Source organism: Methylacidimicrobium tartarophylax (assembly GCF_902143375.2).
Lineage (GTDB): Bacteria > Verrucomicrobiota > Verrucomicrobiia > Methylacidiphilales > Methylacidiphilaceae > Methylacidimicrobium > Methylacidimicrobium tartarophylax.
Map to the genome: position 1 here is coordinate 1 of NZ_CABFVA020000079.1, position 22,117 is coordinate 22,117.

Consider the following 22,117-nt stretch of genomic DNA (forward strand, 5'->3'; position numbering starts at 1 on the left):
CGCCTTGCATCCAGGCCCATCCGCCGCGCCTCGGGTACGAACTTTGTGAGACATGCAGGCTAGACCTGGTGATCATCGGAGAAGGGCCGATCGGAATCGCCCGGATGGCCGAGCTGGCCGAAGCGTTTTCGGAATCGGATCTGCCCTGGAAGGTCGATCTGCTGGACTGGGCCGAGGCGAGCGACTCCTTCCGAGGGATCCTCGAAAAGGAGAAGGTCGTCCTCCAGGAAAAGGGAACGCCGACTCTTCGCACTCCGTAGCAGTCTTGGGCGGCCCGCCCATGGGAACCAATCCGCCTAGACGGCCGAGCGGCGCCCCCGGGGTGCTCTTCCTCCGGGACGGCTTCCGGGACCTGCGAATCGCCTCGGACGAAACGGCCGCTCGGAGCGGGCTTGCGGCTGCCGCTCTGGGTCAACTGCCGGGGCGGGAACGTCATGGTTGAAGCCCTCGGCCTGCTTGCGGGGGATGCCGCGTCCGAGGAAGCGCTCGAGGGAGCGGAGCGGGCCCCGATCCTCCGGGGTCACGAAGCTGATCGCATCGCCGATGGCTTGGGCGCGGCCGGTCCGGCCGATCCGATGGACGTAATCCTCCGAGCATTGGGGAAAGTCGAAGTTGATGACGTGGGAGATTCCGTCGACATCGATTCCGCGAGCGGCGATGTCGGTGGCCACGAGCACGCGGGCGGCTCCCGCCTTGAAATCGCGGAGCGCCCGCGTGCGCTGGCTCTGCGAGCGGTTGGAATGGAGAGTCACCGTTTTGACTCCGGTCTGCTCGATCTGGCGGGCCAGCCGATCGGCCCGGTGCTTGGTGCGGGCGAAGACCAGGACCGTGTCGAGCTTCGGATCCTGCAGGAGATGGGAGAGGAGGGCCGCTTTCAAATGGGGGGCGACTTCGTAGACGAACTGGGTGACCGTCTGGGCCGGATTCGCCCGCCGGCCGATCTCGATCGTGCGGGGAGAGCGCAGGAACTCCCGGGTGAGCGATTCGATTTCGGGGGAGAGGGTCGCGGAAAAGAGAAGGGTCTGGCGCTCCCGCGGCAGCTTCCGGAGAATTTGCCGGATGGCCGGCAGAAAGCCCATGTCCAGCATCCGGTCGGCTTCGTCGAGGACCAGATAGCGGATCGCCGAAAGGTCCCCATAGCCTTGGCCGTGGAGATCGAGGAGGCGGCCCGGGCAGGCGACCAGAAGATCGACGCCGGAGCGGAGTGCTTCGATCTGCGGACGCTCGCTCACCCCTCCGAAGACCGAGGCGGACCGCAGGGAAAGATGCTTCCCGTAGGTGCGGAGGTTTTCCTGGATCTGGGCGGCCAGCTCTCGCGTGGGTGCGAGGATGAGCGCCCGCGGTGCGCGGCGGGGGCCTTGGTGCGGCTGCTCGGAAAGCTTGGTCAGGATGGGACACGAAAAGGCGGCCGTCTTGCCGGTGCCGGTCTGGGCGATGCCGATGAGGTCATGGCCCGCCAGGATGGGAGGGATCGCCGCCGCTTGAATCGGGGTGGGCTCGGTGTATCCGGCTTCGTCGATGGCTTGGAGGATGGGAGCGCTGAGAGCGAGGTTGCGAAAAGGCATAAAGATACCAACACTACGATGGAGCGGGCGGAAGCGCACGTTTTCTTTTCCTAAGGCGGCGGGGCCGGCCCCCTTCAGCAGGCGGCACGCTTCTTCACCATGTTTCATGGAAAGCTTGTTGGTTTTGGCGCTTCCCCTGGTATGGCGCCTCCGGTAGACTCCGCGCATGGGCTCCTCGCCGCATTCTTTGGCACTCTGGACGCGCTTGCGCCGGATAAGGATGCGAAGGCGGCTCGTCTCGAAACGGCCAAAGGTGATGTCATCGAGTCGATGAGCGCGGCTTCCTTGCCGGCGACAACCGCCGACTGCGCGAACCGATCGGCAACCTCCCGCCTCCATAAGTCGGGAGGCACCAATATTCTGCTCTGGAAACGGCAGCCCTGGTGGCGCAACCCGGAGCAATCTCGTTCCCGCAGAGGGGGAATCATGAGGAAGCACCGATACCCAAGCCTATTGCTGGCCATGGCGATCACGTTTCGTCTGGCGATCCCTTCGGGTGCTTGCACCCGTGCCGAATATCACGGATTGGACGACCTGAACATCACCGGACGCACCATGGACTGGAAGGAGCCGATCCCCGCCAGCCTATGGATTCTTCCCCGTGGCATCCATCATGACGGACGGGCCGGATCCCATTCGGTCCAGTGGACGTCCAAATACGGCAGCGTGGTCGTGAGCGCCTTCGGAATCGCCTCGGCGGACGGCATGAACGAGAAGGGGTTGGTAACCAACATGCTCTGGCTACCGGGCTCCCAGTATCCGGAACCGGAACATCCCGACAACCGGTTGAGTATTTCGTTATGGGTACAGTATTTTCTCGATAATTTCGCCACGGTGAACGAGGCCGTGCAAGCGATGCAGGAGCATCCGCTCCAGGTAGTGTCTGACCGTATTCCGGGCACCAAGATCTACACCACCGTCCATCTGTCGATTTCGGACGCAAGCGGGGACAATGCGATCTTGGAGTATATCGATGGCAAGCTGATCATCCACCACAGCCGTGACGATCAGGTGATGACCAACGAGCCTGCCTACGATCAACAGTTGGCGCTCGCATCGTATTGGAACCAAGTCGGCGGCACGGTATTCTTACCCGGCACGAACCGTTCCGCCGACCGTTTCGCCCGGGCTTCTTTTTACATCCACGCGATCCCAAAGACCGCCAATGCCGCCGAGGGCGTTGCCGAGGTGATGAGCGTGATGCGCAACGTGTCGGTGCCCATCGGTATTTCCACGCCGGACAAGCCGAATATATCGAACACGCGCTGGCGTGTCGTGGCCGACCAGAAACACCTGAAGTACTACTACGACGCGGTGACCGCTCCCAATACCTTCTGGGTCGATCTGAAGAAGGCCGATTTTCAGGTCGGCGCGCCTGTGCTCCGGCTGCCGCTGGAAGCGAATGAGATTTACTCGGGCGATGCCCTCAAGGATTTCAAGCCCTCCAAGCTTTTCCAGTTCCTGCCGGTCTTGCCCAAGGAGTGAACCGTGCTGAGCTTGCGGGAGGCCTCCCGCCCGCGCTCGGCGTACCGCCGCGATGAGGGAAAGCAAGTTCCGCTGCGAGCATCGGAGACAACGGCCTCTTTAAGGTGTTCCGAATCTGGTTGGTCCTTGATCTCGCGCTCAGCCTCTTCTGCAGGCTTCGGACGGCGGAGCGGGACCGGCTCGACCTCGCCAGCGGCCGGTTTGCGCTGATCGAGAAGAGCTGCGAGTTTACGCTCCTTCCTTGGCGGCCGGTTCTCGAGTGCAATCTCGGCAGGGAGGTTTCTGGAGTTGCGCGTGGCGAGACGATCTCCCGGACGCTCGGCCGGCAGCGCCGCGGACTATCGATCTCGTGATCCGCAGGAAAGAAAGGCTTGCTTAATAGTAACATATATGTGACTATATGAGCGTTGGGCCAACCGTCGTCGAGTATGTCCGGGCGGATGGGTCGAACCCGTACCGGGCCTGGTTCGATAGCCTGCATGCGCAAGCCGCCGCTAAGGCGGCAAGCGCGGTAGTACGGCTCGAGCTGGGCAACCTGTCACGGGTGAAATGGATCGGTACCATTGGTGAGTATCGCATCGATTCGGGGCCGGGCTACCGGATCTACCTCGGCAAGGACGGCGATAAGCTCATCATCCTGCTCGGCGGGGGCACGAAGCAGCGCCAGCAGGCCGATATCGAGCGCGCGAAGGTGATGTGGGAAGAATACCGGAAGTGAAAGGCGGCAGCAGCAAGGCTGCGCGGGAAGAGGTGAACGAGATGGTACTGACGCGGGATTTCGAGGAGACGATCGTCGAACGCGTCCGCCGTGATCCGAACTTTTCCAAGGCTCTGCTCGACGAGGCGGCCACGCTGTTCCTCAACGGGGAGGCCGATACTGCGCGTCTTGTCCTGCGCGATCTCGTCAACGCGACCGTGGGCTTCGAAGCGCTTGCGGTGGAGACGGGAAAGCCCGCCAAGAGTCTTCACCGCATGCTCTCGAAGAGCGGCAATCCGACGATGGACAATCTCGCCGTCATCCTCGGCGTGGTCCGGAAGAAGCTCGGTGTGGAGATCAAGGCGCACGCAGTCGAAGCAGGTTAGCGTGCGATATTGCCGCCCCCGAAGAAAGGGAACTGGGCGACCAACGAACCCAACTGTTGGGCCGTCGCAAAAAGCCTGTTCCCGTCCATGCACTAAGGATCGGAAAAGCGAGGCAAGCTCGGCAATCCGCCGTCAAGAAGGATCGACGGAATCGAAGTATCCTTGGCAGCCAGTCCCCGGGCACAAAATCCGTCGAAAACGGATGGCAAGAACACCGTTTCTTGCCATCCCTCAATGGCAAATCTGCCCCCTCCGGGCATTCCATTCAGCGGGGAGCTAGGAAAAGCAAGTCACGTTGCAATCACCAGAGGAAACTGCTTCTGTAAGTCGCTTTGAGTCTGGTTGGTCCCGGGCCGATTCGAACGGCCGACCAACGCTTTAGGAAAGCGCTGCTCTGTCCTGCTGAGCTACGGGACCGTCTCCGGCTTGCCAAGAAGGTCGGGGATGCCGAGGCTGGCACGCCCGGATCCGTCAGGACTAGCTTAGGCGAAGCGGCAGGCGAGGACAAGGCTCCGGTGCGGGGCGCCGGCCGATTCGGGCCAAAGAGCTTCGAGCGGAAGGAGGGAAAACGCTTGCTCTCGGGACGTCTCGGGCGGAATGATCCCCTCGCTTTTTCTCTATGGGCTGGACGAAGGGGAAGTTGCTCACCAGGCTGGCGGCCCTTGCCTCGCTCTCCTTGACACTGGCGGGGTGCGCGCCGGTACCGAACGTTCTCCTCGGTGCCGATCCGCCCGGAGATCCTCCGAGCCATTCGATCCTTGACGGGGCCGGCGGCCCGAGCTTGGCGAAGCCGGGCAATCGCGTCACCCTCCTGTCCAGGGGGCCGGAATGGCTGGAGATCCTCTTTGCGGCCATGGAAGGGGCGCGGGACCATATCAACCTGGAATTTTATATCCTGGAGAATGTGCTCGTCCGCGGTCGGAGCCTGGAAGATCTGCTGATCGAGAAGCTCCGCTCGGGTGTTGCGGTGAACGTGATCCTGGATGGCTACGGCTCCCATAGGACCGGCCGCGCCGTCCTGGAGCGACTGAGGAAGGAGGGAGCAAGAGTCCTCGTCTTTCATCCGGTCAACGCGGAAACGATCCTGCGGATCGATGCGATCAACGAGCGGGATCACCGCAAGATCCTGGTGGTCGACGGCAAGGTGGGATTCGTGGGCGGGATCAATCTCTACCCGGTCTACCAGAACCAGTCGGAGCCCGGCGCCGTCCAGCGGAGGGATTTTCATCACGTGCTCTGGAACGACCTGGTGGCGCGGATCGAGGGCCCCGCGGTGGTCGAGTTGCAGCGGGTCTTCTTTGCAACCTGGTCGAGAGAAAAGGGGCCGGCGGTCGTAGAGAAGGACTACTTCCCGAAGGTCGCGAAGGCGGGAGAGGAGCGGGTGCGGGTGATCGGAAGCGCGCCGAAGGAGAATCGGGCGCTCTACTACATCCAGCTTCTGGAAGCGATCCACGCGGCCCGGCGGAGGATCGATCTCTGCACCGGCTCTTTTGTCCCTACTCGTCAAATGGTCGAGGAACTCGTTCAGGCGGCCCGGAGAGGCGTCGCCGTGCGGCTCGTCCTGCCGTCGGCCCTCTACCATCCGGTGATCGAGATTGCCGGGAGCGCGGATTACGGGGCTCTCTTGCGAGCGGGGGTGCGGATTTGGGAGATGCCCGAGGAGGTGCTCCACGGCAAGCTCGCCACGATCGACGGGGCTTGGACCGCGGTCGGATCGTCGAACCTCGACGAGCGGAGCGTTCTCTTCAATCAGGAAGTCGATGCCATCGTCTGGGGGAGGGAGACGGCTTCCACAGCCCGGGGGATCGTCGAAGAGAGGATCTTTCGGTCTCGGGAGATCGCGCTTGGACCATGGCGACGCCGGGACGTCTTCGAGCGGGTGAACGAGTTCTTCGCCTCGCTCTGGCGCGTCCTTCTGTAGAAACCCCTTCGCGATGCACCAGACCGAAGCGCAGCTCCGCTTGGCAGGACTCGCCCTCTGCCTCCTCGTGCTCGTCGGCTGTGCGCGGACGCCGAAGATCGTTCTCCGGGAGGATCCGCCCGGAGATGCGCTCCGAGAGAACTTGGCCGCCGATGCGGCCTTGTTCCCGCGCCCGGTGGCGTCGGGCAACCGCGTGACGCTCCTGCCCGACGGTATGCGCACCTTCGAGGCGATGTTCGCGGCGATGGAGCAGGCAGACGATCACATCAACTTGGAATACTACATCTTCGAGAATGTCCGCGTGGGGGGAAGGAGCCTCGAGGCTCTTCTGGGGCAAAAGCTCCGCTCCGGCGTCGCGGTGAACATTATCCTCGACGGTTACGGTTCCTACCGGACGGATCCCGCTGTCCTGGATCGGTTGCGGAAGGCGGGCGCGCGGATTCTGGTCTTCCGCCCGCTGACTCCGGAGACGATGCTCGAGGTGACCAAGGCGAACGATCGCGATCATCGGAAAATCCTGGTGGTCGATGGCCGAGTGGGTTTCGTCGGGGGCGTGAACCTCGCCCGGGTCTACGAGAATCACTCGGATCCCCGGGCGGCCGCGCGGGGTGACTTTCGCCACGCTTACTGGAGCGATATCGCCGCCCGGATCGAAGGGCCGGCGGTGGCCGATCTGCAGCGTCTCTTCTTTGCGACCTGGTCGAGCCAGCACGGGCCGGTGATGGAGCGGAGGAGCTATTTTCCGAAGGAGGCCGAGGTGGGAAGCGAGCGGGTGCGGGTGATCGGAAGCGGACCCGGACGGGATGAGGCGATCTATTATGGGAGCTTCCTGGAAGCGGTCCACATCGCGCGCCGGAGCATCGATCTCTCGACCGGCTTTTTCGTACCCACCCGACAGGAGGTTCAGGAGTTGGCCCAGGCTGCTCGGCGCGGGGTCGCCGTCCGGCTCGTCCTGCCCTCCCCCGTCTATGACCGGGAAGTGCGCGCGGCGGGGAGAACCGACTACGGGCGGCTGCTCGGAGCCGGCGTCCGGATCTGGGAGGTGGAGGGGGCGGTGCTCCATGCGAAGTTCGCGACCATCGATGGAGCGTGGACCGCCATCGGGTCTTCCAACATCGACCGGAGAAGCGTGGTCTACAACGACGAGGTCGATGCCATCGTCTTCGGGGGAAAGACCGCGGGGGCCGCCCGCGCCATCATCGAGCGGAACATCTCCTGGTCCCGGGAAGTTACTCTTGGCGCGTGGCGTCATCGGGACTTCCGGGAGAGGGCAAACGAGTTCTTCGCCTCGTTCTGGCGCTTCTTGATGTAGACGCCGGGGCGCGGAACGGAGAACGCGAAAAATCGTTGGTTTTCGCCCACATTGGCCGCAAGCTTCCCCGACAGGAGTCCCGTGTCCGCTTCCCTTTCCCCGTCCGAGAGCCTTTCCGGTCTCATCGAGCGGGTCACCTTTTTCAGCGAGGAGACGGGATTCTGCGTCCTCAAGGTTAAGATTGCGGGCCGGCGGGAGCTGGTGCCGGTGGTCGGCGCTCTTCCGTCGGTCGGCGCCGGGGAGTGGGTCACGGCCCGGGGACGATGGGTGCGGGAACGGGAGCATGGCCTCCAGTTTCGCGCCGAATCCCTTCGGACGACGCCGCCGACGACCTTGGAGGGAATCGAAAAGTACTTGGGAAGCGGGATGGTCAAGGGGATCGGTTCCGTTTACGCCAAGAAGCTCGTCGGGCGGTTCGGCGAGAAGATCCTCGAGATCATCGAGAAGGAGTCGGCAAGACTCGAGGAGGTCGAGGGCATCGGGCCCAAGCGCAGGGGGAGGATCAAGGAGGCCTGGAACGAGCAGAAGGCGGTGCGGGAGATCATGCTCTTCCTCCACTCCCACGGAGTCGGGACCAGCCGCGCCCTGCGGATCTACAAGATCTATGGGCCGGAGGCCGTGGAAACCGTCCGCGCCCAGCCCTACCGTCTGGCCCGGGACATTCCGGGGATCGGCTTTCAAACCGCCGATCAGATCGCCGAGCGCGTCGGCATTGCCAAAGATTCCCTCGATCGGGCCTGCGCGGGCTTAGTCCACCTGCTGTTAGAGGCGACCGAGTCCGGCCACTGCGCCCTGCCTCTGCCGCTCCTGCTCCAGAACGCGGAGAAGCTGCTGGAACTCGAGGAGCCGCGGCTGCGGGAGGCGATGGAGCGGTCGGTGGCGCAGGGGGACTTCGTTCTCGAGGGGGAGAAGGAGACTTGGGCCTTTCTGCCCTATCTCAAGCGGGCGGAGGAGAGGATCGCCGAGCGGGTCGGCTCTCTTCTCTTGGGCTCTCCGCGCTATCCGGCGATCGACTGGGAGAAGGCGCTTACATGGGCGCAAGGGCGGACGGGAAAATCTCTCTCGGCGAGCCAAGAGGTGGCCCTGCGGCGCGCCCGGGAGAGCCGGATGCTCGTAGTGACGGGGGGCCCCGGAGTCGGGAAGACGACCTTTTTACAAACCCTCCTCCTGATCCTGGGAGCCAAGGGAGTGCGCATGCTTCTCTGCGCTCCGACGGGACGAGCGGCGAAGCGGCTGGCGGAAGCGACGGGAAGAGAGGCCAAGACCATTCACCGGCTGCTCGAGGTCCAGCCCGGGGCCGGAAGGTTTGCCCGGGACGAGGCTCGTCCGCTCGAGTGCGATCTGCTCGTCGTCGACGAGTGCTCGATGGTCGATCTCCCCCTCTTTGCCCATCTGCTGCGGGCGCTTCCCCGGGAGGCGGGCTTGCTGGTGGTGGGGGACGCCGACCAGCTTCCCTCGGTCGGGCCGGGCATGGTGCTCCGGGACCTGATTGGAAGCGGGGTGGTCCCCGTCGCCGAGCTCACGGAGGTCTTTCGACAGGCGGCGGAAAGCCGGATCATCGCGACCGCCCACCGGATGCGGCAGGGTCTTTTGCCGGAGCGGGAGGAGGGGAAGGAGTCGGATTTCTATTTCGTGTCGCGGGAGGAGCCCGAGCGGATCGCCGCAACGGTTTTGGAGATGGTGAAGACGCGCATCCCCAAGAAGTTCGGGTTGGATCCCCTTCGCGACATCCAGGTGCTCTGTCCGATGAATCGGGGCAGCCTGGGTGTCTTCGAACTCAACACGCGGCTGCAGGCGGAGCTCAATCCCCCGAAGCCGGGGGAGAGCGAGATCGAGCGATTCGGCTGGCGCTTCCGTCTGCGAGACAAGGTATTGCAGATCAAGAATAACTATCAGAAAGAGGTCTTCAATGGCGATATCGGCGAGGTGGCCGGGATCGATCCTGAGGAGCAGATCGTCCGGATCCGCTTCGAGGGCCGGGAGGTCGCGTATGATTTCGGCGAGCTCGATGAGCTTGCCCCCGCCTACGCGGTCACGATCCATAAGTCGCAAGGCTCGGAATTTCCGGCCGTGGTCCTTCCACTGGCGATGCAGCAGTATCTTCTGCTCCAGCGGAACCTCGTCTATACCGCGCTCACCCGGGCCAAGCGGCTCGCCGTCCTCGTGGGCCAGTGGCGGGCTCTTGCCGTGGCGGTCAAGAACGACCGGATCGAGCGCCGCTTCTCCCGGCTGGAGCCGAGGCTCCGGCGGGCGTGCGGCGTATCGGAGGAAGCCTCCGTCCTCAGAGAATGAGCATGGCGTCGCCGTAGCTGTAGAAGCGGTAGCCGCACGCGACGGCTTCCCGGTAGGCTTCGTGGAGGAGATCGAGGCCGGCAAAGGCGGAGACCAGCAGGAAGAGGCTCGACCGGGGAAGGTGGAAGTTGGTGAGGAGGGCGCCCGTGCGCTGGAAGGAGTAGGGAGGACGAAGGAAGAGGTCGGTCGTCCCGCTCCGCTCCCGGAGGTCAGGGACGCTTTCCAGGACGCGGGCGACGGTCGTCCCGACGGCCACGAGCCGACGCGCGGCTTGCGCCGCCTCCGCCAGTCCCGGCGGAACGGCCAGGCGCTCGGGATGGAGGCGGCCGGTCCGCCACTCCTCCGGGCCGATCGGCCGGAAGGTGCCGGGCCCCACATGGAGGGTGACGAAGGCATGAGGGAGACGGGCGAGGAGCCCCGGGGTGAAGTGGAGACCTGCGGTCGGGGCCGCCACCGATCCCGGCCTGCGGGCGAAGACGGTCTGGTAGCGCTCGAGATCGAAGGACGGTGTGACCGAAGCATGCTTGCGTCGCTTGCGGATGTAGGGCGGCAGCGGCGGGCTCCCGAAGCGTTCCAGGAGGAAGGGATGGGAAAAGCGCAGGAGGCGCTCCCCGCGGGAGCCGACTTCGACGACCTCCGCCGTGAGCCTCTCTTCGTCGGCCGTTCCGGGATGGGAGACGAAGAGAAGGGATCGCCCGAGCGAGGCCTTGCGGGCGGGCTCGGCGAGGGCTTTCCAGAGGAGAGGCTCCGGCTCCTCCAGGAGGAGGAAGGAGACCTGCGGCTCCCGGCAGGGAAGATAGGCCGGGATGACCCGGGAGTCGTTGAGGATCAGGAGATCGTCCGGATCGAGCAGGGTGGGGAGATCGCGGATCCGGTGGTGCGAGATCGAGCGGCTTCGGCGATCGAGGAGCATCAGCCGGGCTTCGGCCCGATCGGAGGTGGGGGCCAGCGCGATCCGCTCCTCGGGAAGAACGAAGGAGTAGGGAGCGAGATCCGGAACGGATCGATCGATAAGCGTGCCGCGCCCAACCGCTCCGCCTCCGGCATGAACTGTGTGAGACATGCGGGCTAGGGGACGATGGTCGGCTTGTCCGCCTCAAACGAGTAGCGCTCGACTTGGATCCAATGGCCGTCTTCCTTTTCGGGGGCCTTGTGAATCTTCACCTGGTCGACGACGAGCTTGCCGTTCCTTTCCGCCAGCCAGAAGTCGATGTCGTAGAACTTTTCCGGCTCGCCCTTCTCCCGAAAGTCGGTGCAGGCGAAGTAGTCCTTGTCCGGGATGCGGCGTACCGGATTGTGGATCTCGACGAACTCCAAGGGGATCTCCTGTCCGGTCTTCTCGTCCTTGATCCGGAGGATCCCGCCGCCTTCGCGAATCTTATCGGCGAGGTACTCATGGATGGCGGCCTTGACCTCCCAGGCCCGCTTGTACTCGGTGTGACCGGGATGCTCGCTCACCGGGAGCCACCACCAGGGGACCGGAAGCCGGCTCACCAGCACCCAGCCCTCCCCCTCCTTCTGCGGAAGCTTGTGGATGCGGATGTCCATGAGGACAAGCTTCTTGGCGCGCGGCTTGTACCAGAAGTCGAGCTCATAGGGTTTCGGGGGCTCGAACCCCTTTTCGTGGAAATCGACCGCGGCGAAGTAGCCGTAGCCGGAGAGCGTGCGGACCAACCGGATGTGATCGAAGAGAAGGGGAATCGTCCGGTTGGCGACCGGATCCGGGAAGGGGAAGACGCCCTGGTTTGCCTGGCTCTTCTCCTCGATGTAGCGCCGGGCTTCCGTTTCGACTTCTTTCTGGGTAAAAACTTCCTCTTCTTCCTGGGCGGCGGCCTGCCCTCCGAAGGAGAGAAAGGCAGCGAGCAGCGTGGAAGCCAGGGAAAAGCCGAGAAGGGCGCGTGGAGTTGCCGGAGCGGTCATGAGGAAAAATATTGTAATTACATCTTTTGATGTCAAGATGAGCAATCCGAAAAAGAGGACTGCATGAAGACAAAGGGAAGCCGTGCGACGGGGAGCAAGACCAAGAAAAGGATTGGGAAGAGGGCGGACGCAAAGCGATCGCTGCCTCGTCACGAGGAACTGACCATCTGGCTGCGCGATCAGATCGAGTCGCGCTGCTATGCCCAGGGGGAGCGGCTTCCCTCGGAAAAGGAGCTCCAGGAGCGGTTCCGGGTGAGCCGCATCACGGTTCGACGGGCGCTTCAGACGCTCGAAGGTGACGGCCTCATCTTTCGCCGGCAGGGCGTCGGATCCTTTGCCACGAACGCCCGCCTGCGACAGGGGCTCGTGCGCCTCACCGATTTTGCCGAGGATATGACGAACGCCGGGGTGGAGCCGAGCTCGCTCCTCCTCTTTCAAGGCCCCGAGAAATCCAGCGTCAAGATCGCTTCCTGCCTTCGACTGAAGAAAGGAGAGTCCTGCTTCCGCCTGGACCGGGTCCGGCTGGGCAATGGGCAACCGATTGCGCTCGACCAGACCTGGCTCCCGAGCAAATACGGCAAGATGCTCGAGGGACGGGACCTGACGAAGGAGACGATTTACCGGATCCTGGGCGCGGGCCATGGCATCCCGATCCTGCGCGGTCACTACCGGATCGAGGCGGTGGAAGCCGATCCGGAGGTGGCCAAAGCCTTGGGGGTCGGGCAGCGTCGGGCGCTGCTCCTGATTTCCCGGCTCTCCTACACGTCGGAGGATCGTCCGATCTACTTTCAGAAGCGCTACTATCGTCCGGACCGGGTCGTCTACGAGGTGGAGCTCGAACGAGCCAGCCGGCACGAAGGGGGTACGATGCCGGTGGGCATGCCGCTGCGAAGCTTCGCTCCGGTCTTCTCCCCCATCCGGGACAAGCAGAACGGCAAGGGCCGGGCGAAGGAGGCCGAGGGGAGGAGCGCATGACGGTTGCGGAGCGCTGGCTGGCGATCTTGCGCATCCTGATGGGGCTCCTTTTTGTGGAAAGCGGAGTCCACAAGTTGAGTTGGGGAGGAACGGGAGAACGGTTGCCGATCCCGGCGGTTTCCGAACGATGGCAGGAAGCTCTGCCGAAGCGGCTTCTGGAGTTCGCCCAGAAGAATCCGATCGGCTGGTATCGCGCCTTTCTCTACCACACGGCGATTCCCAACGGCCGCCTCTTTGCCTCCCTGGTGGCTTGGGGAGAGCTCCTGCTCGGGCTCGCGCTGGCGCTCGGGCTCTTGGCCCGCTTCGCTTCTTTTGCGGGATTCTTTCTGGCGGGCAACTACTTTCTGGCCGACTTCTGGATGGGTCTCTGCCAGCGGAATCTGGGTCTTCTGCTCCTGACGATCTTCCTGATCCTCGGCTCGGCGAATGCAGGCCGATGCTGGGGCGTGGACCACTGGCTCTTCCCGCCCAAAAAGAGGGATCCGTCCGCGTAGAGCGGATCAGGCCGACGCCACGACTTTCGGTTCGGCCGCTTCCTCGTGGAACTGGTCGGGAGAGGGAAGCGGTCCGCGCGGACGAGTTCTTGCCCAGTATTGGCTGAAGCCCTCCTCGGGGAGCCGTTCGCGCGCGAAGGCCGTGAGGGTTCCGCGGACGATCTCGGGAATCTCCTCGAAGCCGACGCTCCGCTTCTCCAACCCGGCGAGCCGGTCGCCGGCAAGGCTTCCGCCCGCAAAGAAGGCGTACTTGCCCGGAGCTCGTCCGACGAAGGACAAGTCGGCGTTGTAGGGCCGGGAGCAGCCGTTGGGGCAGCCGCTCATCCGGATCAGGATCGGCTCATCCTGAAGACCAAGCTCTTCCAGGATCCGATCGATCTTTTCCATGAGCGAGGGAAAGACGCGTTCGCTTTCGGCCAGAGAGAGTCCGCAAGTGGGAAGGGCGACGCAGGCATGGCCGAGGCTCCGGGTCGCACTCTTCGGGGGTGCGGCGGAGATTCCGTATTCCGAGAGAAGTTCGGCCAGTTGGGCCTTCCGCTCGCGCGGAATCTGGGCCAAAAAGAGGTTCCCGTTGGCCGTGAGGCGAAGGGGAAAGCCGAAATCGAGGGCGATCTGCCGGAGCGCCTGGCGCAGACGAAAACCCGGCCGATCGAGGATGCGGCCGTTCTCGATGAAGAGGCCGAGGAAGAGCTTCCCATCGCCCTGCTCATGCCAACCCAAGGGATCGGCGACCGTGGTGAAGGAGAAAGGGCGCGGGGCTTCGGGCGCAAAGCTGAGGCGGGCGGCGACTTCCCGGCGGAGCCAGTCGATTCCCCGGTCGAGGAGAAGATATTTGAGACGGGCGCGCTTTCGATCTTCGCGGTTGCCGTAGTCCCGCTGAACGGTCACGAGCGCCACCGCCGCTTCCCGAACCCGCTCCTTGGGAACGTAGAAGAGGGGTTCGGCCAGGTGCGGCTGGGTCTGGCGAAGCCCGTGGGTCATCCCATGGCCCCCGCCGACCAGGAGCGTATAGCCTTCGACTCCCTGGACGTTCGCGTGGGCGACCAGACCCAAGTCGTTGGAGAAGACATCGATATCGTTGCGCGGGGGAAGGGCGATCCCGATCTTGAACTTCCGGGGAAGATAGGTCGCTCCGTAGATCGGCTCCTCCTCCGTCGGACCCCCTTCTCCCAGGGGGAGCGGCTCCCCGTCGATCCAGACCTCGCTGTAGGCGCGGCTGCGGGAGAGAAAGATCTGACCGAGGTCGGACGCGAGCTCCTGGAGCTCGAGGTAGATCGGATCGGCGTTCGGAACCGGCGTGGCCAGCGTATTGCGCACCACGTCGCCGCACGCCCCCCAAGTGAGGATCCCGGAGGTGATGATCTCCGAAACGGCGCGGCGAAGGTCGGTCTTCCGAATCCCATGGAGCTGGACTCCTTGCCGGGTGGTGATCCGTAGGGTGCCGTTGCCCACCGTCTCCGCGAGGCGGTCCAGCGCAAGATATTGGGCGGCGCTGAGTCGGCCTCCCGGGGTCTTGGTCCGGATCATGAAGATCCAGTCCTTGTCGAGACCGGCCTTCCGCCGTTCGGCCCGCCGATCCCGGTCATCCTGTTGGTAGCTACCGTGGAATTTCAGGATTTGGGCGTCGGTGTCGGAGAAATGCGTCGAGGTCGCGTCGCGCAGCGCTTCCGCGAGCGTTCCGCGAAGTTGCCGGCTGTTTTCCTTGACCTGTTCGGCAGGACTTTTGGATTGCACGCGCCTATTACTCCATAGAGTTAGTATATAAAACAAGCAAAAAAATCTCGGATTGCTCTTTTCCCTTAAATCCGCTTTTCCCGTTCAAGAACCGGGTTCGTTCCCGGGCTTCCACTTGATGCTGCAGCCGATGCTGGGTCGCTGCTCGGCCGGAGCGGGTTTCCCGGCGAGGATGGCCTCGATCGCCGCCCGGAGGTCGCTGCCTGTGACCGGCATCGGATTTCCCGGTCGGCTGGCATCGTACTGGCCGCGGTAGACCAGGCACTGATCCCGGTCGAAGAGGAAGAAATCGGGAGTGCAGGCGGCCCGGTACGCCTTGGCGATCTCCTGCGTCTGGTCGAACAGATATGGGAAAGGATAGCCGACCTCTTTGGCGACCTCCGCCATCTTCTCGGGCGCATCGTCCGGGTAGCGGACCGGGTCGTTCGCGTTGATGGCGACCGCCGCAAGGCCCCGGCGTTGAACCTCGGCGACCAGCTTGGCCAGGTGATGCTGGAGATGTTTCACGTAGGGGCAGTGGTTGCAGAGAAACATCACGAGGAGGGCCGGGGATCCGGCGAAATCGGAAAGGGAGACCAACTTGCCCGAGGGATCGGGTAGGGAAAAGAATGGGGCTCGGGTGCCCAGGGGGGTCATCAGGGATGCGGTCGCCATGGGAGGATTGTAAGAGGCGGGCGCAGGGGGATAAATCTTTTTCGAATGGAACCCCCGAAGAGGTTTTCCTTGCCGGAATTCCGTTCTTGGAGATAGCCTTTGCGCGTGAAGGGTAATGGAGGCAATCGAGAGGAAAATCCGATGAGTACCGTAGAAAAAGAGACGGGCGAACTGGTCTGCATTCGCCGCTTTCCGGTCAAGTCGATGCGGGGCGAGGAGCTCGCTGCGGTGCGAGTCGGATCCCAAGGCCTGGTCGGCGATCGTCGCTTTGCCTTCCAGGATATGGAGACCGGAAAGTTCGTCAGCGCCAAGTACCCGGCGAAATGGGGCAAGATCTTCGACCTCCCGGTTTCTTGGGTCCGCTCCCCGGAAGAGTCGGAAGAGCCGGTCGTCCGCTTCCAGCTTCCGGGAGGGGAGTGGCGGCGGAGCGATGATCCCTCGTCGGCGGAGGTGTTCGGGGCTCTCTTCGGCAGGAAGGTGGCACTGCTCGCCTCTGCGCAGGAGACCGGCAGCCTGGAGGAGTACTGGCCCGATATCGAAGGGTTGGCCCACCGCGAGGCGACGACCGATGAGAAGATGCCGCCCGGCACCTTCTTTGACGCTGCGCCGATCCACCTCGTCACGACCGCCACCCTCCGAACGCTGCGGGAGCTCTATCCGGAAGGCCTCTTCGAGGCCCGCCGGTTTCGGCCCAATTTCGTGGTCGCCCTCCCGGAGGGAGAGCGGGGTTTTGTGGAGAATCGCTGGATCGGAAAGCGGATCCGGATCGGCGACTCGGTTCGGCTCGAGATCACGATGGGTTGCGGTCGTTGTGTCATGACGACCCTTCCTCAAGGGGATCTTCCCCGGGATCCGGGCATTCTTCGTACCGCGGCCCGCCACAACCACGCCGAGGTCGGCGTCTACGCGAAGGTCCTCTCCGAAGGTTGGGTCTGGAGCGGAGCCCCGGTCGAAGTAGAAGAGAGCTGACCGACTGAGCCGAGCCCGATTGGCTCCGCTATCGTTATTTCCCGGGCGTGGCGTTCGGGTTCGCAGCGCCAGGAAGAAGACAGCCTTTCTGTTTCCGCCACCGCTCCAGCAAGCCGGCCAGCAGGGATCCCAGGAAGCCGCCGGCCACATCGGCTGCCCAATCGCGAGGATCGGGCGTCCGGCCCGGAATGAGCCGCTGGTAGTTTTCATCGATCGCCCCGAGCAGGGCAACGGCGGCAACCGCCCAAGGCGTGCTTCCGACGGCCCGCCGGGCAAGCAGCCCGGCGCCCGAGTAGGCGGTGGCGTGGAGGAGCTTGTCGTTCACGTGGTTGAGTTCCTGCGGCAGCTTGGGCCCCGGGATGCTCGAGAGGGAGAGGAGGAGCAGGGCATAGAGGAAAAAGGCGATCCATCGGAGGGACCGCCTTCCCGAAATCCCCGGCGTGGGAGTCGTCTGTTTGGAGGTGGGGCTCACGAAGCGGACTTGCCTTTCCCCGGGGTCGGTACCCCCAGGCTTTCCAGGACGCTCTTTCGGGTCGCCCGCAAGTCGGGGAGCACGACGTCGGAAGAGGAGACCTCGGTCTCGATCTGGCGGCCGAGCCAATCGAGGAGGATCCGGACCCGTTCCTTGCCGGGGAGGAATTTCCGGACGACCGCGTCAAGACCGCGAAAAGGGCCGGTGCCGATTTTGACCTCCATGCCCGGCTCCAGGTTGGATTCCAAGGTGATCTGGTGGTCGGGGCCGAGAAGCTGACGGAGCTGGTCGGTGGCGGAGCAGGGGATCAAGGGGTAGCGTCCGCCGAAGTGGACGATCTTCGCCACTCCTTGTGCATAGCGGACGGCGTTGAGGCGCAAGAGCGGCTCGAAGCAGGCAAAAAGATAGCCGGGGAAGAGAGGCTCGGTGGTCCACGCCTGCTTGTCTTTGCGCAGGCGGCGATAGCGGATCAAGGGCAAGAGCGACTCCACATCCTCGAATTGGAGAAGAGATTGGTGGGCGATCCGCTCGCGCTTGGGTTGCGTCTGCACACAGAACCACAACCGCAGGCCCGGGGGAAATATCGTCTGGTCCGGCATCGGACAAAGAGGCCGGAAGATCGCGACCGATCCGGCTCTGCTTGCGGCGGCTTGAGGATTAGCGCGGGAAGGGGGAAACGTCAAGGGAAGAGAGCGGGGCCGCAAGGGAGGGGCGGTCCTACCGTGTCCCGCCGCGGCATCCCTCTGCGTGATCCTCTCCCCGCCTGCCGAAGCCCGCCAGGCCTGCTCCCGGTGCACCAAAACATTACGCTTGCACCAGCTCCGTTTTGACCCCTAAGAGAAGCAGTATGAAACCATTGACGATGCTCTCCCTTCTGTCCGTTTTGTTGTTCAGCGTCGCCGGACCGCTCCACGCCGATTCCATGCTCGCAAAGAAGAAGGCCTCCTGCGCCTGTGCGGAAAAGTGCGCGAAGAAAGAGGCCTGCGCGGTCCATAAGCATAAGGATTGCGACTGTTCCTGATCGCGGAGCCGGAAACGGATCTCTCCTTTCGCGGGCGGTCCAAGCGGCCGCCCGCGCCGTTCCTCCTGCAGAGGAACGCTCTCCCCGTCGATCGTGAGCCATGGCCCTGGGGGAGGGGTCGATCGAGGATCGCGGTCTCTCGGGTACGAACTGGGTCAGACAGGCAGGCGGGAGGCCTGAAGAGGGACTGTGCACTCCCAGCCGGAGCGCTCAAGGGGTTGATGTTCCTTGCAGGACCAGTCGCAAGGGAATCATCGTCGATTGGGTGAACCCGAACTTCTCGTAGAACCCCCGGGCCTCTGCGTTCCGGGCATCGGTGAGCAGAGTCACTCGAGCGCATTGCCGTTCCCGGCAGAGCTGAAGCGCCCTCGCGAGAAGGGCGCTGCCGACCCCGGCTCCCCGTCGAGCCGGATCGATGACCATGTCTTCCAGGATGGCGACGCGAGCCCCGAGGGCGGTGGAAACCGAGTAGAGAAGGCTCACCATCCCGATCGGTCGTCCGTCTTCCTCTGCGAGCATGATTTCTCCGATCTGCGGATCGGAGAGGATCGCCCGTAAGCCCTGCTCCTGGAGTGCGCCATTCGGCGTAAATTCCTCTTCCTGGGAGAAGAGGATTTCCAGGAGACGGACGAGGACCGGGATGTCCTCGCTCGTTGCCATTCTCAGGTTCAACTCCGTCTTTGTAGCTCGCCCTTCCCGGCCGAACAATGTCGCAGACAGGCAACGCGCTCTGCTCCCTCGGTTTCCCTTGGGACCGGAGTTTCTTCGAGCTGCCATTGCGGCTGACTCTTACAACGGGCGAAGCGGTCTCGCCGGGCAGCTCGCCTTCGTGGAGGTTGCGGCTAATGAGATAATTGCTCGTTTGCTGTGGCAGTTTGACTAAAAAAGGCGCAAGATTCCGTTGGAACGCGGCGACTGTCGCTTGGGAGATGTCATGATCGTCAAAGTCGCTCTGGAAAACTGGAAGTCCTTCCGCGATCGGGTCGAATTTTCGATGGTCGCGAGCTCGGAACGCCAGCATGGAAACCGGGTGCCCCAGGTTCGCAAATACCGGACAAGGGTACTGCCGATCGCCGCATTTTACGGCGGCAACGCGTCCGGCAAGAGCAACTTCTTTCAAGCGCTGCAATTCGCAAAGAGGCTGGTCGTCCAAAGAATCGACCCGGATGACGTGATCCCGGTCGTGCCGTTCGGACAGGATGCGAAATGGGTGGAGCAACCGTCGCGTTTCCGCTTCGAACTGCTGATCGACGAGACCATCTACGAGTTCAGCTTTGCGGTGACCCAAAAGGAGGTGGTGGAGGAAAAGCTGGTGGTCAACGGCGCCAGAACGGAAACGGTGCTTTACGACCGGCGTAACGGGAAGCCCAATTTTGACCAGATCCTCGCGGAGGATCCGCGTCTCCAATTTGTCTTTGAAGGAACCCGGGAAAATCAGCTTTTCCTGAGCAACTCCGTATCCCAGAAAGTGGTTCGGTTCCGACCAGTCTATGACTGGTTCCGGAAGAACCTCGTGCTCATCGGACCCGATTCACGCTTTGCTGGCGTGGCACGGTTGCTCGATCCGGAGGAACGGCTTTCTTCGGCCGTGGCGGAAAAGCTATGGGAGCTCGATACCGGGATCGCCCGCCTGGGCGGGGAGGAGATTCCGCTAGAGGCGGTTCCGCTTCTCGAAAAGGTTCGGAGCGATCTCGAGCGGCTGGCAGAGGGCAAAACCGTCTACTTGCCTTATAGCCCAGCGGAACAATTGGTCGTGAGCCGCAAAGCCGGAAAGCTTACCGTCCAGAAGGTCGTCGCGTATCATCCGAAGGCGGATGGTGGGGAGGCGAGGTTCAACCTCGGTCAGGAATCGGATGGCACCCAACGGGTCATCGACCTCCTTCCCGCTTTTTTGGATCTGTCGGACCAGGATTCGAAGCGGGTCTATGTGATCGATGAGGTGGACCGCAGCCTGCACACCCTGCTCATCCGCCGGTTGGTCGAGGCCTATCTTGCGGGCTGCTCCACCCAGAGCAGAAGGCAGCTGCTCTTGACGACCCATGACGTCCTGCTCATGGACCAGGAACTCCTGCGCCGCGACGAAATGTGGGTGACGGAGAGGGATGCCGGCGGGGTCTCCAAGCTGTTTTCGTTCAGCGACTACAAGGACGTCCGCTACGACAAGGATATCCGGAAGAGCTACTTGCAGGGTCGACTGGGGGGGATTCCCCGGATTCTCTTGCAAGGCGCTTTGAGCGACTCGTGCCTCTAGGAGACGAGGGGGGTAGGCGGGTGCGGCGCAAAATGCGGAAATTTCGTAGATGTGGGCGTGAGCTCCCTTACCGGAAGCTCTACGTGATTGCGGCCGAAGGTGAGCGGACCGAACCGCAGTACTTTTCCCTGTTTAAGGGGGATCGCCGATCCGAGTGCACTGCCTCAAGGTCGGTCGCGAAAGCTCGCCCCGGCAAGTCTTGAAACGGATGAGGTGTTATCTGCAAAAGGAACGGCTGAAGTCCACCGACGAGGCCTGGCTCGTGGTGGACAAGGATCAGTGGACGGATCCGCAGTTGGCCGAACTTCATGCATGGGCAGGGCAGAGCCAGAATTACGGTTTTGCGGTAAGCAACCCGAAGTTCGAGTATTGGTTGCTGCTTCATTTCGAGAAGGGAAATGGCGTAACCCGTTCAAGCGATTGCAATCACCGCTTGCGGACGCACCTTCCGAATTACGACAAAAGGATCGATCCACGCCGCTTCACCCGGGAGCGAATCCTCGACGCCATAAAGAGAGCCAAGGAGCGCGACGTTCCTCCCTGCGAGGATTGGCCGCGATCCTTCGGCACGACGGTTTACAAGCTGGTCGAAAGCATTCTGGGTTACTCGCCCCCTTGACGGTCGGCGTCTCCTCCCGCTCTTCGCTCTTGGCAAAAGCCTTCCGAAAGGGATCCCCAGCTTCCTGGCCATAACGAAACGCGATCGGATCATAAGAAACCATTATTTCCATCATCAGCGCTTAAGCGCTTATGTTTTGGGAGAGGTCGTCCCGGATGGGAGAGCGGCCTTTTTGGGAAACAATGATGGAGAGAAAAAATGAAGATCCTGTGCGTTCTCTACGATGATCCCGTGAAGGGATATCCCCCTGTCTATGCCCGGGAGACGGTCCCGGCGATCGAGCGTTACCCGGATGGCCAGACGGTACCGAATCCGGAAAGAGTCGACTTTCAGCCCGGCGAGCTTTTGGGCAGCGTCTCCGGGGCGCTGGGCCTGCGGCGGTTCCTGGAGGAACGGGGACACTCGCTGGTCGTGACCTCGGACAAGGACGGACCGAACTCGCGCTTCGAGAAGGAGCTCCCCGACAGCGATGTGGTGATTTCGCAGCCCTTCTGGCCCGCCTATCTGACCAAGGAGCGGATTGCCCGGGCGCCGAAGCTCAAGCTGGCGATCACGGCCGGGATCGGCTCGGACCATGTCGACTTGAAGGCGGCCAACGAGCGGAACATCACCGTGGCGGAGGTGACCTTTTCCAACAGCATCAGCGTGGCCGAGCATGTGGTGATGATGATCCTCTCCCTGGTCCGCAACTATCTGCCTTCCCACGACTGGGTGCGGGGCGGGGGTTGGAACATCGCCGACTGCGTGGAGCGCGCTTACGACCTCGAAGGAATGCAGGTCGGGACCGTGGCGGCGGGCCGGATCGGCTTGGCGGTGCTGCGGAGGCTCAAGCCGTTTGATGTCGGTCTCCATTACACGGATCGGCATCGGGTGGCTCCGGAGATCGAGGCGGAACTGGGCCTCACCTACCATCCCGACGCGGCGTCGATGGTTCCCCACTGCGACGTCGTCACGATCAACTGTCCGCTCCATCCGGAGACCGAGCATCTCTTCAATGACGCGATGCTGGCCAAGATGAAACGGGGAACCTATCTGGTCAACACGGCTCGGGCGAAGATCTGCGACCGGGATGCGATCGTCCGGGCCTTGGAGAGCGGTCAACTCGCGGGTTATGCGGGAGATGTCTGGTTTCCGCAGCCGGCTCCCAAGGATCATCCGTGGCGGACGATGCCGCATGAGGGGATGACTCCGCACATCTCGGGGACGACTCTTTCCGCCCAGGCCCGTTATGCGGCCGGAGTGCGGGAGATCCTGGAATGCTGGTTCGCCGGGAAGCCGATCCGCAAGGAATACCTGATCACCGAAGGGGGGAAGCTGGCCGGCGTGGGCGCCCGCTCGTACAGCGTTTAG

General features: G+C 63.1%; 22 protein-coding genes, 1 tRNA gene and 1 pseudogene. 15 read left to right on the forward strand and 9 right to left on the reverse strand.

What is annotated here, in order from left to right; translation table 11 throughout:
- Positions 1-260, forward strand: a pseudogene (locus MAMT_RS07295) (hypothetical protein); the annotation flags it as partial.
- Positions 261-296: 36 nt separating this feature from the next.
- Here the strand turns inward: MAMT_RS07295 and MAMT_RS07300 are convergent.
- Positions 297-1,565 carry a DEAD/DEAH box helicase gene (locus tag MAMT_RS07300; protein WP_142660329.1) on the reverse strand — a complete coding sequence of 423 codons (1,269 nt, stop codon included), beginning with the start codon at positions 1,563-1,565 and terminating at the stop codon, positions 297-299.
- A gap of 141 nt (positions 1,566-1,706) precedes the next feature.
- Between MAMT_RS07300 and MAMT_RS07305 the strand changes: the two genes are divergently transcribed.
- From MAMT_RS07305 to MAMT_RS07320, 4 genes are all read left to right on the forward strand, one after another.
- Positions 1,707-3,050, forward strand: coding sequence for a linear amide C-N hydrolase (locus MAMT_RS07305; protein ID WP_342799829.1), 1,344 nt, complete (start codon positions 1,707-1,709; stop codon positions 3,048-3,050).
- Between the two features lie 119 nt (positions 3,051-3,169).
- Positions 3,170-3,403, forward strand: a complete 234-nt coding sequence (locus MAMT_RS11670; RefSeq protein ID WP_374729437.1) for a DUF3363 domain-containing protein — start codon at positions 3,170-3,172, stop codon at positions 3,401-3,403.
- Positions 3,404-3,450: 47 nt separating this feature from the next.
- The gene (locus tag MAMT_RS07315; RefSeq protein ID WP_142660331.1) at positions 3,451-3,768 is read left to right on the forward strand and encodes a type II toxin-antitoxin system RelE/ParE family toxin; all 318 of its coding nucleotides are present in this window, start codon (positions 3,451-3,453) and stop codon (positions 3,766-3,768) included.
- A 41-nt stretch (positions 3,769-3,809) separates the two neighbouring features.
- On the forward strand, positions 3,810-4,133 hold the full coding sequence (locus tag MAMT_RS07320; RefSeq protein ID WP_142660361.1) for a helix-turn-helix domain-containing transcriptional regulator: 324 nt from the start codon (positions 3,810-3,812) through the stop codon (positions 4,131-4,133).
- 343 nt (positions 4,134-4,476) lie between these two features.
- On the opposite strand, the gene MAMT_RS07325 is transcribed toward MAMT_RS07320, so the two are convergent.
- Positions 4,477-4,550 (reverse strand) — tRNA-Arg (locus MAMT_RS07325).
- Positions 4,551-4,752: 202 nt separating this feature from the next.
- On the opposite strand from MAMT_RS07325, the gene MAMT_RS07330 reads away from it, so the two are divergent.
- The 3 genes from MAMT_RS07330 to recD2 all read left to right on the forward strand — a co-directional run bounded on the left by MAMT_RS07330 (position 4,753) and on the right by recD2 (position 9,658).
- Entirely contained in the window at positions 4,753-6,054 is a 1,302-nt protein-coding gene (locus MAMT_RS07330) for a phospholipase D-like domain-containing protein (protein ID WP_142660332.1), read from the forward strand.
- Positions 6,055-6,067: 13 nt separating this feature from the next.
- Positions 6,068-7,366, forward strand: coding sequence for a phospholipase D-like domain-containing protein (locus MAMT_RS07335; protein WP_142660333.1), 1,299 nt, complete (start codon positions 6,068-6,070; stop codon positions 7,364-7,366).
- An 81-nt stretch (positions 7,367-7,447) separates the two neighbouring features.
- Positions 7,448-9,658 carry an SF1B family DNA helicase RecD2 gene (recD2, locus tag MAMT_RS07340; protein ID WP_142660334.1) on the forward strand — a complete coding sequence of 737 codons (2,211 nt, stop codon included), beginning with the start codon at positions 7,448-7,450 and terminating at the stop codon, positions 9,656-9,658.
- On the opposite strand, the gene queA is transcribed toward recD2, so the two are convergent.
- Entirely contained in the window at positions 9,648-10,721 is a 1,074-nt protein-coding gene (gene queA / locus MAMT_RS07345) for a tRNA preQ1(34) S-adenosylmethionine ribosyltransferase-isomerase QueA (RefSeq protein WP_142660335.1), read from the reverse strand. The two genes, recD2 and queA, sit on opposite strands and share 11 nt — an antisense overlap.
- A 5-nt stretch (positions 10,722-10,726) precedes the next feature.
- Positions 10,727-11,578: a hypothetical protein gene (locus MAMT_RS07350; protein WP_142660336.1), complete on the reverse strand. Its 852-nt coding sequence runs from the start codon at positions 11,576-11,578 to the stop codon at positions 10,727-10,729.
- A gap of 63 nt (positions 11,579-11,641) precedes the next feature.
- Here MAMT_RS07350 and MAMT_RS07355 point away from each other — a divergent pair, with 63 nt between their 5' ends.
- Both MAMT_RS07355 and MAMT_RS07360 read left to right on the forward strand, forming a co-directional pair.
- On the forward strand, positions 11,642-12,553 hold the full coding sequence (locus tag MAMT_RS07355) for a GntR family transcriptional regulator (protein WP_142660337.1): 912 nt from the start codon (positions 11,642-11,644) through the stop codon (positions 12,551-12,553).
- Positions 12,550-13,047: a TQO small subunit DoxD gene (locus MAMT_RS07360; RefSeq protein ID WP_142660338.1), complete on the forward strand. Its 498-nt coding sequence runs from the start codon at positions 12,550-12,552 to the stop codon at positions 13,045-13,047. The genes MAMT_RS07355 and MAMT_RS07360 overlap by 4 nt, the downstream gene beginning before the upstream one ends.
- 6 nt (positions 13,048-13,053) lie before the next feature.
- On the opposite strand, the gene MAMT_RS07365 is transcribed toward MAMT_RS07360, so the two are convergent.
- Positions 13,054-14,781, reverse strand: a complete 1,728-nt coding sequence (locus tag MAMT_RS07365) for an NADPH-dependent assimilatory sulfite reductase hemoprotein subunit (protein ID WP_142660339.1) — start codon at positions 14,779-14,781, stop codon at positions 13,054-13,056.
- An 84-nt stretch (positions 14,782-14,865) separates the two neighbouring features.
- Positions 14,866-15,435 carry a thioredoxin family protein gene (locus MAMT_RS07370; RefSeq protein WP_142660340.1) on the reverse strand — a complete coding sequence of 190 codons (570 nt, stop codon included), beginning with the start codon at positions 15,433-15,435 and terminating at the stop codon, positions 14,866-14,868.
- Positions 15,436-15,576: 141 nt separating this feature from the next.
- Here MAMT_RS07370 and MAMT_RS07375 point away from each other — a divergent pair, with 141 nt between their 5' ends.
- Positions 15,577-16,404: an MOSC domain-containing protein gene (locus tag MAMT_RS07375; RefSeq protein WP_142660341.1), complete on the forward strand. Its 828-nt coding sequence runs from the start codon at positions 15,577-15,579 to the stop codon at positions 16,402-16,404.
- Between the two features lie 34 nt (positions 16,405-16,438).
- On the opposite strand, the gene MAMT_RS07380 is transcribed toward MAMT_RS07375, so the two are convergent.
- Positions 16,439-16,876: a VanZ family protein gene (locus tag MAMT_RS07380; protein WP_178086997.1), complete on the reverse strand. Its 438-nt coding sequence runs from the start codon at positions 16,874-16,876 to the stop codon at positions 16,439-16,441.
- On the reverse strand, positions 16,873-17,427 hold the full coding sequence (nusG, locus tag MAMT_RS07385) for a transcription termination/antitermination protein NusG (RefSeq protein WP_178086998.1): 555 nt from the start codon (positions 17,425-17,427) through the stop codon (positions 16,873-16,875). Before nusG ends, MAMT_RS07380 begins: the two co-directional genes overlap by 4 nt.
- Before the next feature lie 296 nt (positions 17,428-17,723).
- Between nusG and MAMT_RS11395 the strand changes: the two genes are divergently transcribed.
- On the forward strand, positions 17,724-17,897 hold the full coding sequence (locus MAMT_RS11395) for a hypothetical protein (protein WP_178086999.1): 174 nt from the start codon (positions 17,724-17,726) through the stop codon (positions 17,895-17,897).
- Between the two features lie 210 nt (positions 17,898-18,107).
- On the opposite strand, the gene MAMT_RS07390 is transcribed toward MAMT_RS11395, so the two are convergent.
- Positions 18,108-18,557, reverse strand: coding sequence for a GNAT family N-acetyltransferase (locus tag MAMT_RS07390; protein ID WP_178087000.1), 450 nt, complete (start codon positions 18,555-18,557; stop codon positions 18,108-18,110).
- Positions 18,558-18,831: 274 nt separating this feature from the next.
- Here MAMT_RS07390 and MAMT_RS07395 point away from each other — a divergent pair, with 274 nt between their 5' ends.
- The 3 genes from MAMT_RS07395 (at position 18,832) to MAMT_RS07405 (ending at position 22,117) form a co-directional block, all read left to right on the forward strand.
- Positions 18,832-20,148: an AAA family ATPase gene (locus MAMT_RS07395; RefSeq protein WP_142660345.1), complete on the forward strand. Its 1,317-nt coding sequence runs from the start codon at positions 18,832-18,834 to the stop codon at positions 20,146-20,148.
- A gap of 208 nt (positions 20,149-20,356) precedes the next feature.
- Positions 20,357-20,767 carry an RloB family protein gene (locus MAMT_RS07400; protein WP_246186578.1) on the forward strand — a complete coding sequence of 137 codons (411 nt, stop codon included), beginning with the start codon at positions 20,357-20,359 and terminating at the stop codon, positions 20,765-20,767.
- A 198-nt stretch (positions 20,768-20,965) separates the two neighbouring features.
- Positions 20,966-22,117 (forward strand): NAD-dependent formate dehydrogenase, encoded by a 1,152-nt coding sequence (locus MAMT_RS07405; protein ID WP_142660346.1) that lies wholly within the window; start codon positions 20,966-20,968, stop codon positions 22,115-22,117.

Excerpts from the sequence above, each read along its gene's own strand:
- MAMT_RS07315 (WP_142660331.1), top strand. The coding sequence starts at position 3,451 with ATGAGCGTTGGGCCAACCGTCGTCGAGTATGTCCGGGCGGATGGGTCG.
- MAMT_RS07395 (WP_142660345.1), top strand. The coding sequence starts at position 18,832 with ATGATCGTCAAAGTCGCTCTGGAAAACTGGAAGTCCTTCCGCGATCGG.
- MAMT_RS07405 (WP_142660346.1), top strand. The coding sequence starts at position 20,966 with ATGAAGATCCTGTGCGTTCTCTACGATGATCCCGTGAAGGGATATCCC.
- MAMT_RS07335 (WP_142660333.1), top strand. The coding sequence starts at position 6,068 with ATGCACCAGACCGAAGCGCAGCTCCGCTTGGCAGGACTCGCCCTCTGC.
- MAMT_RS07355 (WP_142660337.1), top strand. The coding sequence starts at position 11,642 with ATGAAGACAAAGGGAAGCCGTGCGACGGGGAGCAAGACCAAGAAAAGG.
- MAMT_RS07330 (WP_142660332.1), top strand. The coding sequence starts at position 4,753 with ATGGGCTGGACGAAGGGGAAGTTGCTCACCAGGCTGGCGGCCCTTGCC.
- MAMT_RS07370 (WP_142660340.1), bottom strand. The coding sequence starts at position 15,435 with ATGGCGACCGCATCCCTGATGACCCCCCTGGGCACCCGAGCCCCATTC.
- MAMT_RS11395 (WP_178086999.1), top strand. The coding sequence starts at position 17,724 with ATGAAACCATTGACGATGCTCTCCCTTCTGTCCGTTTTGTTGTTCAGC.
- MAMT_RS07360 (WP_142660338.1), top strand. The coding sequence starts at position 12,550 with ATGACGGTTGCGGAGCGCTGGCTGGCGATCTTGCGCATCCTGATGGGG.
- MAMT_RS07390 (WP_178087000.1), bottom strand. The coding sequence starts at position 18,557 with ATGGCAACGAGCGAGGACATCCCGGTCCTCGTCCGTCTCCTGGAAATC.
- MAMT_RS07375 (WP_142660341.1), top strand. The coding sequence starts at position 15,577 with ATGAGTACCGTAGAAAAAGAGACGGGCGAACTGGTCTGCATTCGCCGC.
- MAMT_RS07320 (WP_142660361.1), top strand. The coding sequence starts at position 3,810 with ATGGTACTGACGCGGGATTTCGAGGAGACGATCGTCGAACGCGTCCGC.
- queA (WP_142660335.1), bottom strand. The coding sequence starts at position 10,721 with ATGTCTCACACAGTTCATGCCGGAGGCGGAGCGGTTGGGCGCGGCACG.
- MAMT_RS07300 (WP_142660329.1), bottom strand. The coding sequence starts at position 1,565 with ATGCCTTTTCGCAACCTCGCTCTCAGCGCTCCCATCCTCCAAGCCATC.
- MAMT_RS07350 (WP_142660336.1), bottom strand. The coding sequence starts at position 11,578 with ATGACCGCTCCGGCAACTCCACGCGCCCTTCTCGGCTTTTCCCTGGCT.
- MAMT_RS07305 (WP_342799829.1), top strand. The coding sequence starts at position 1,707 with ATGGCGCCTCCGGTAGACTCCGCGCATGGGCTCCTCGCCGCATTCTTT.
- MAMT_RS07400 (WP_246186578.1), top strand. The coding sequence starts at position 20,357 with ATGAGGTGTTATCTGCAAAAGGAACGGCTGAAGTCCACCGACGAGGCC.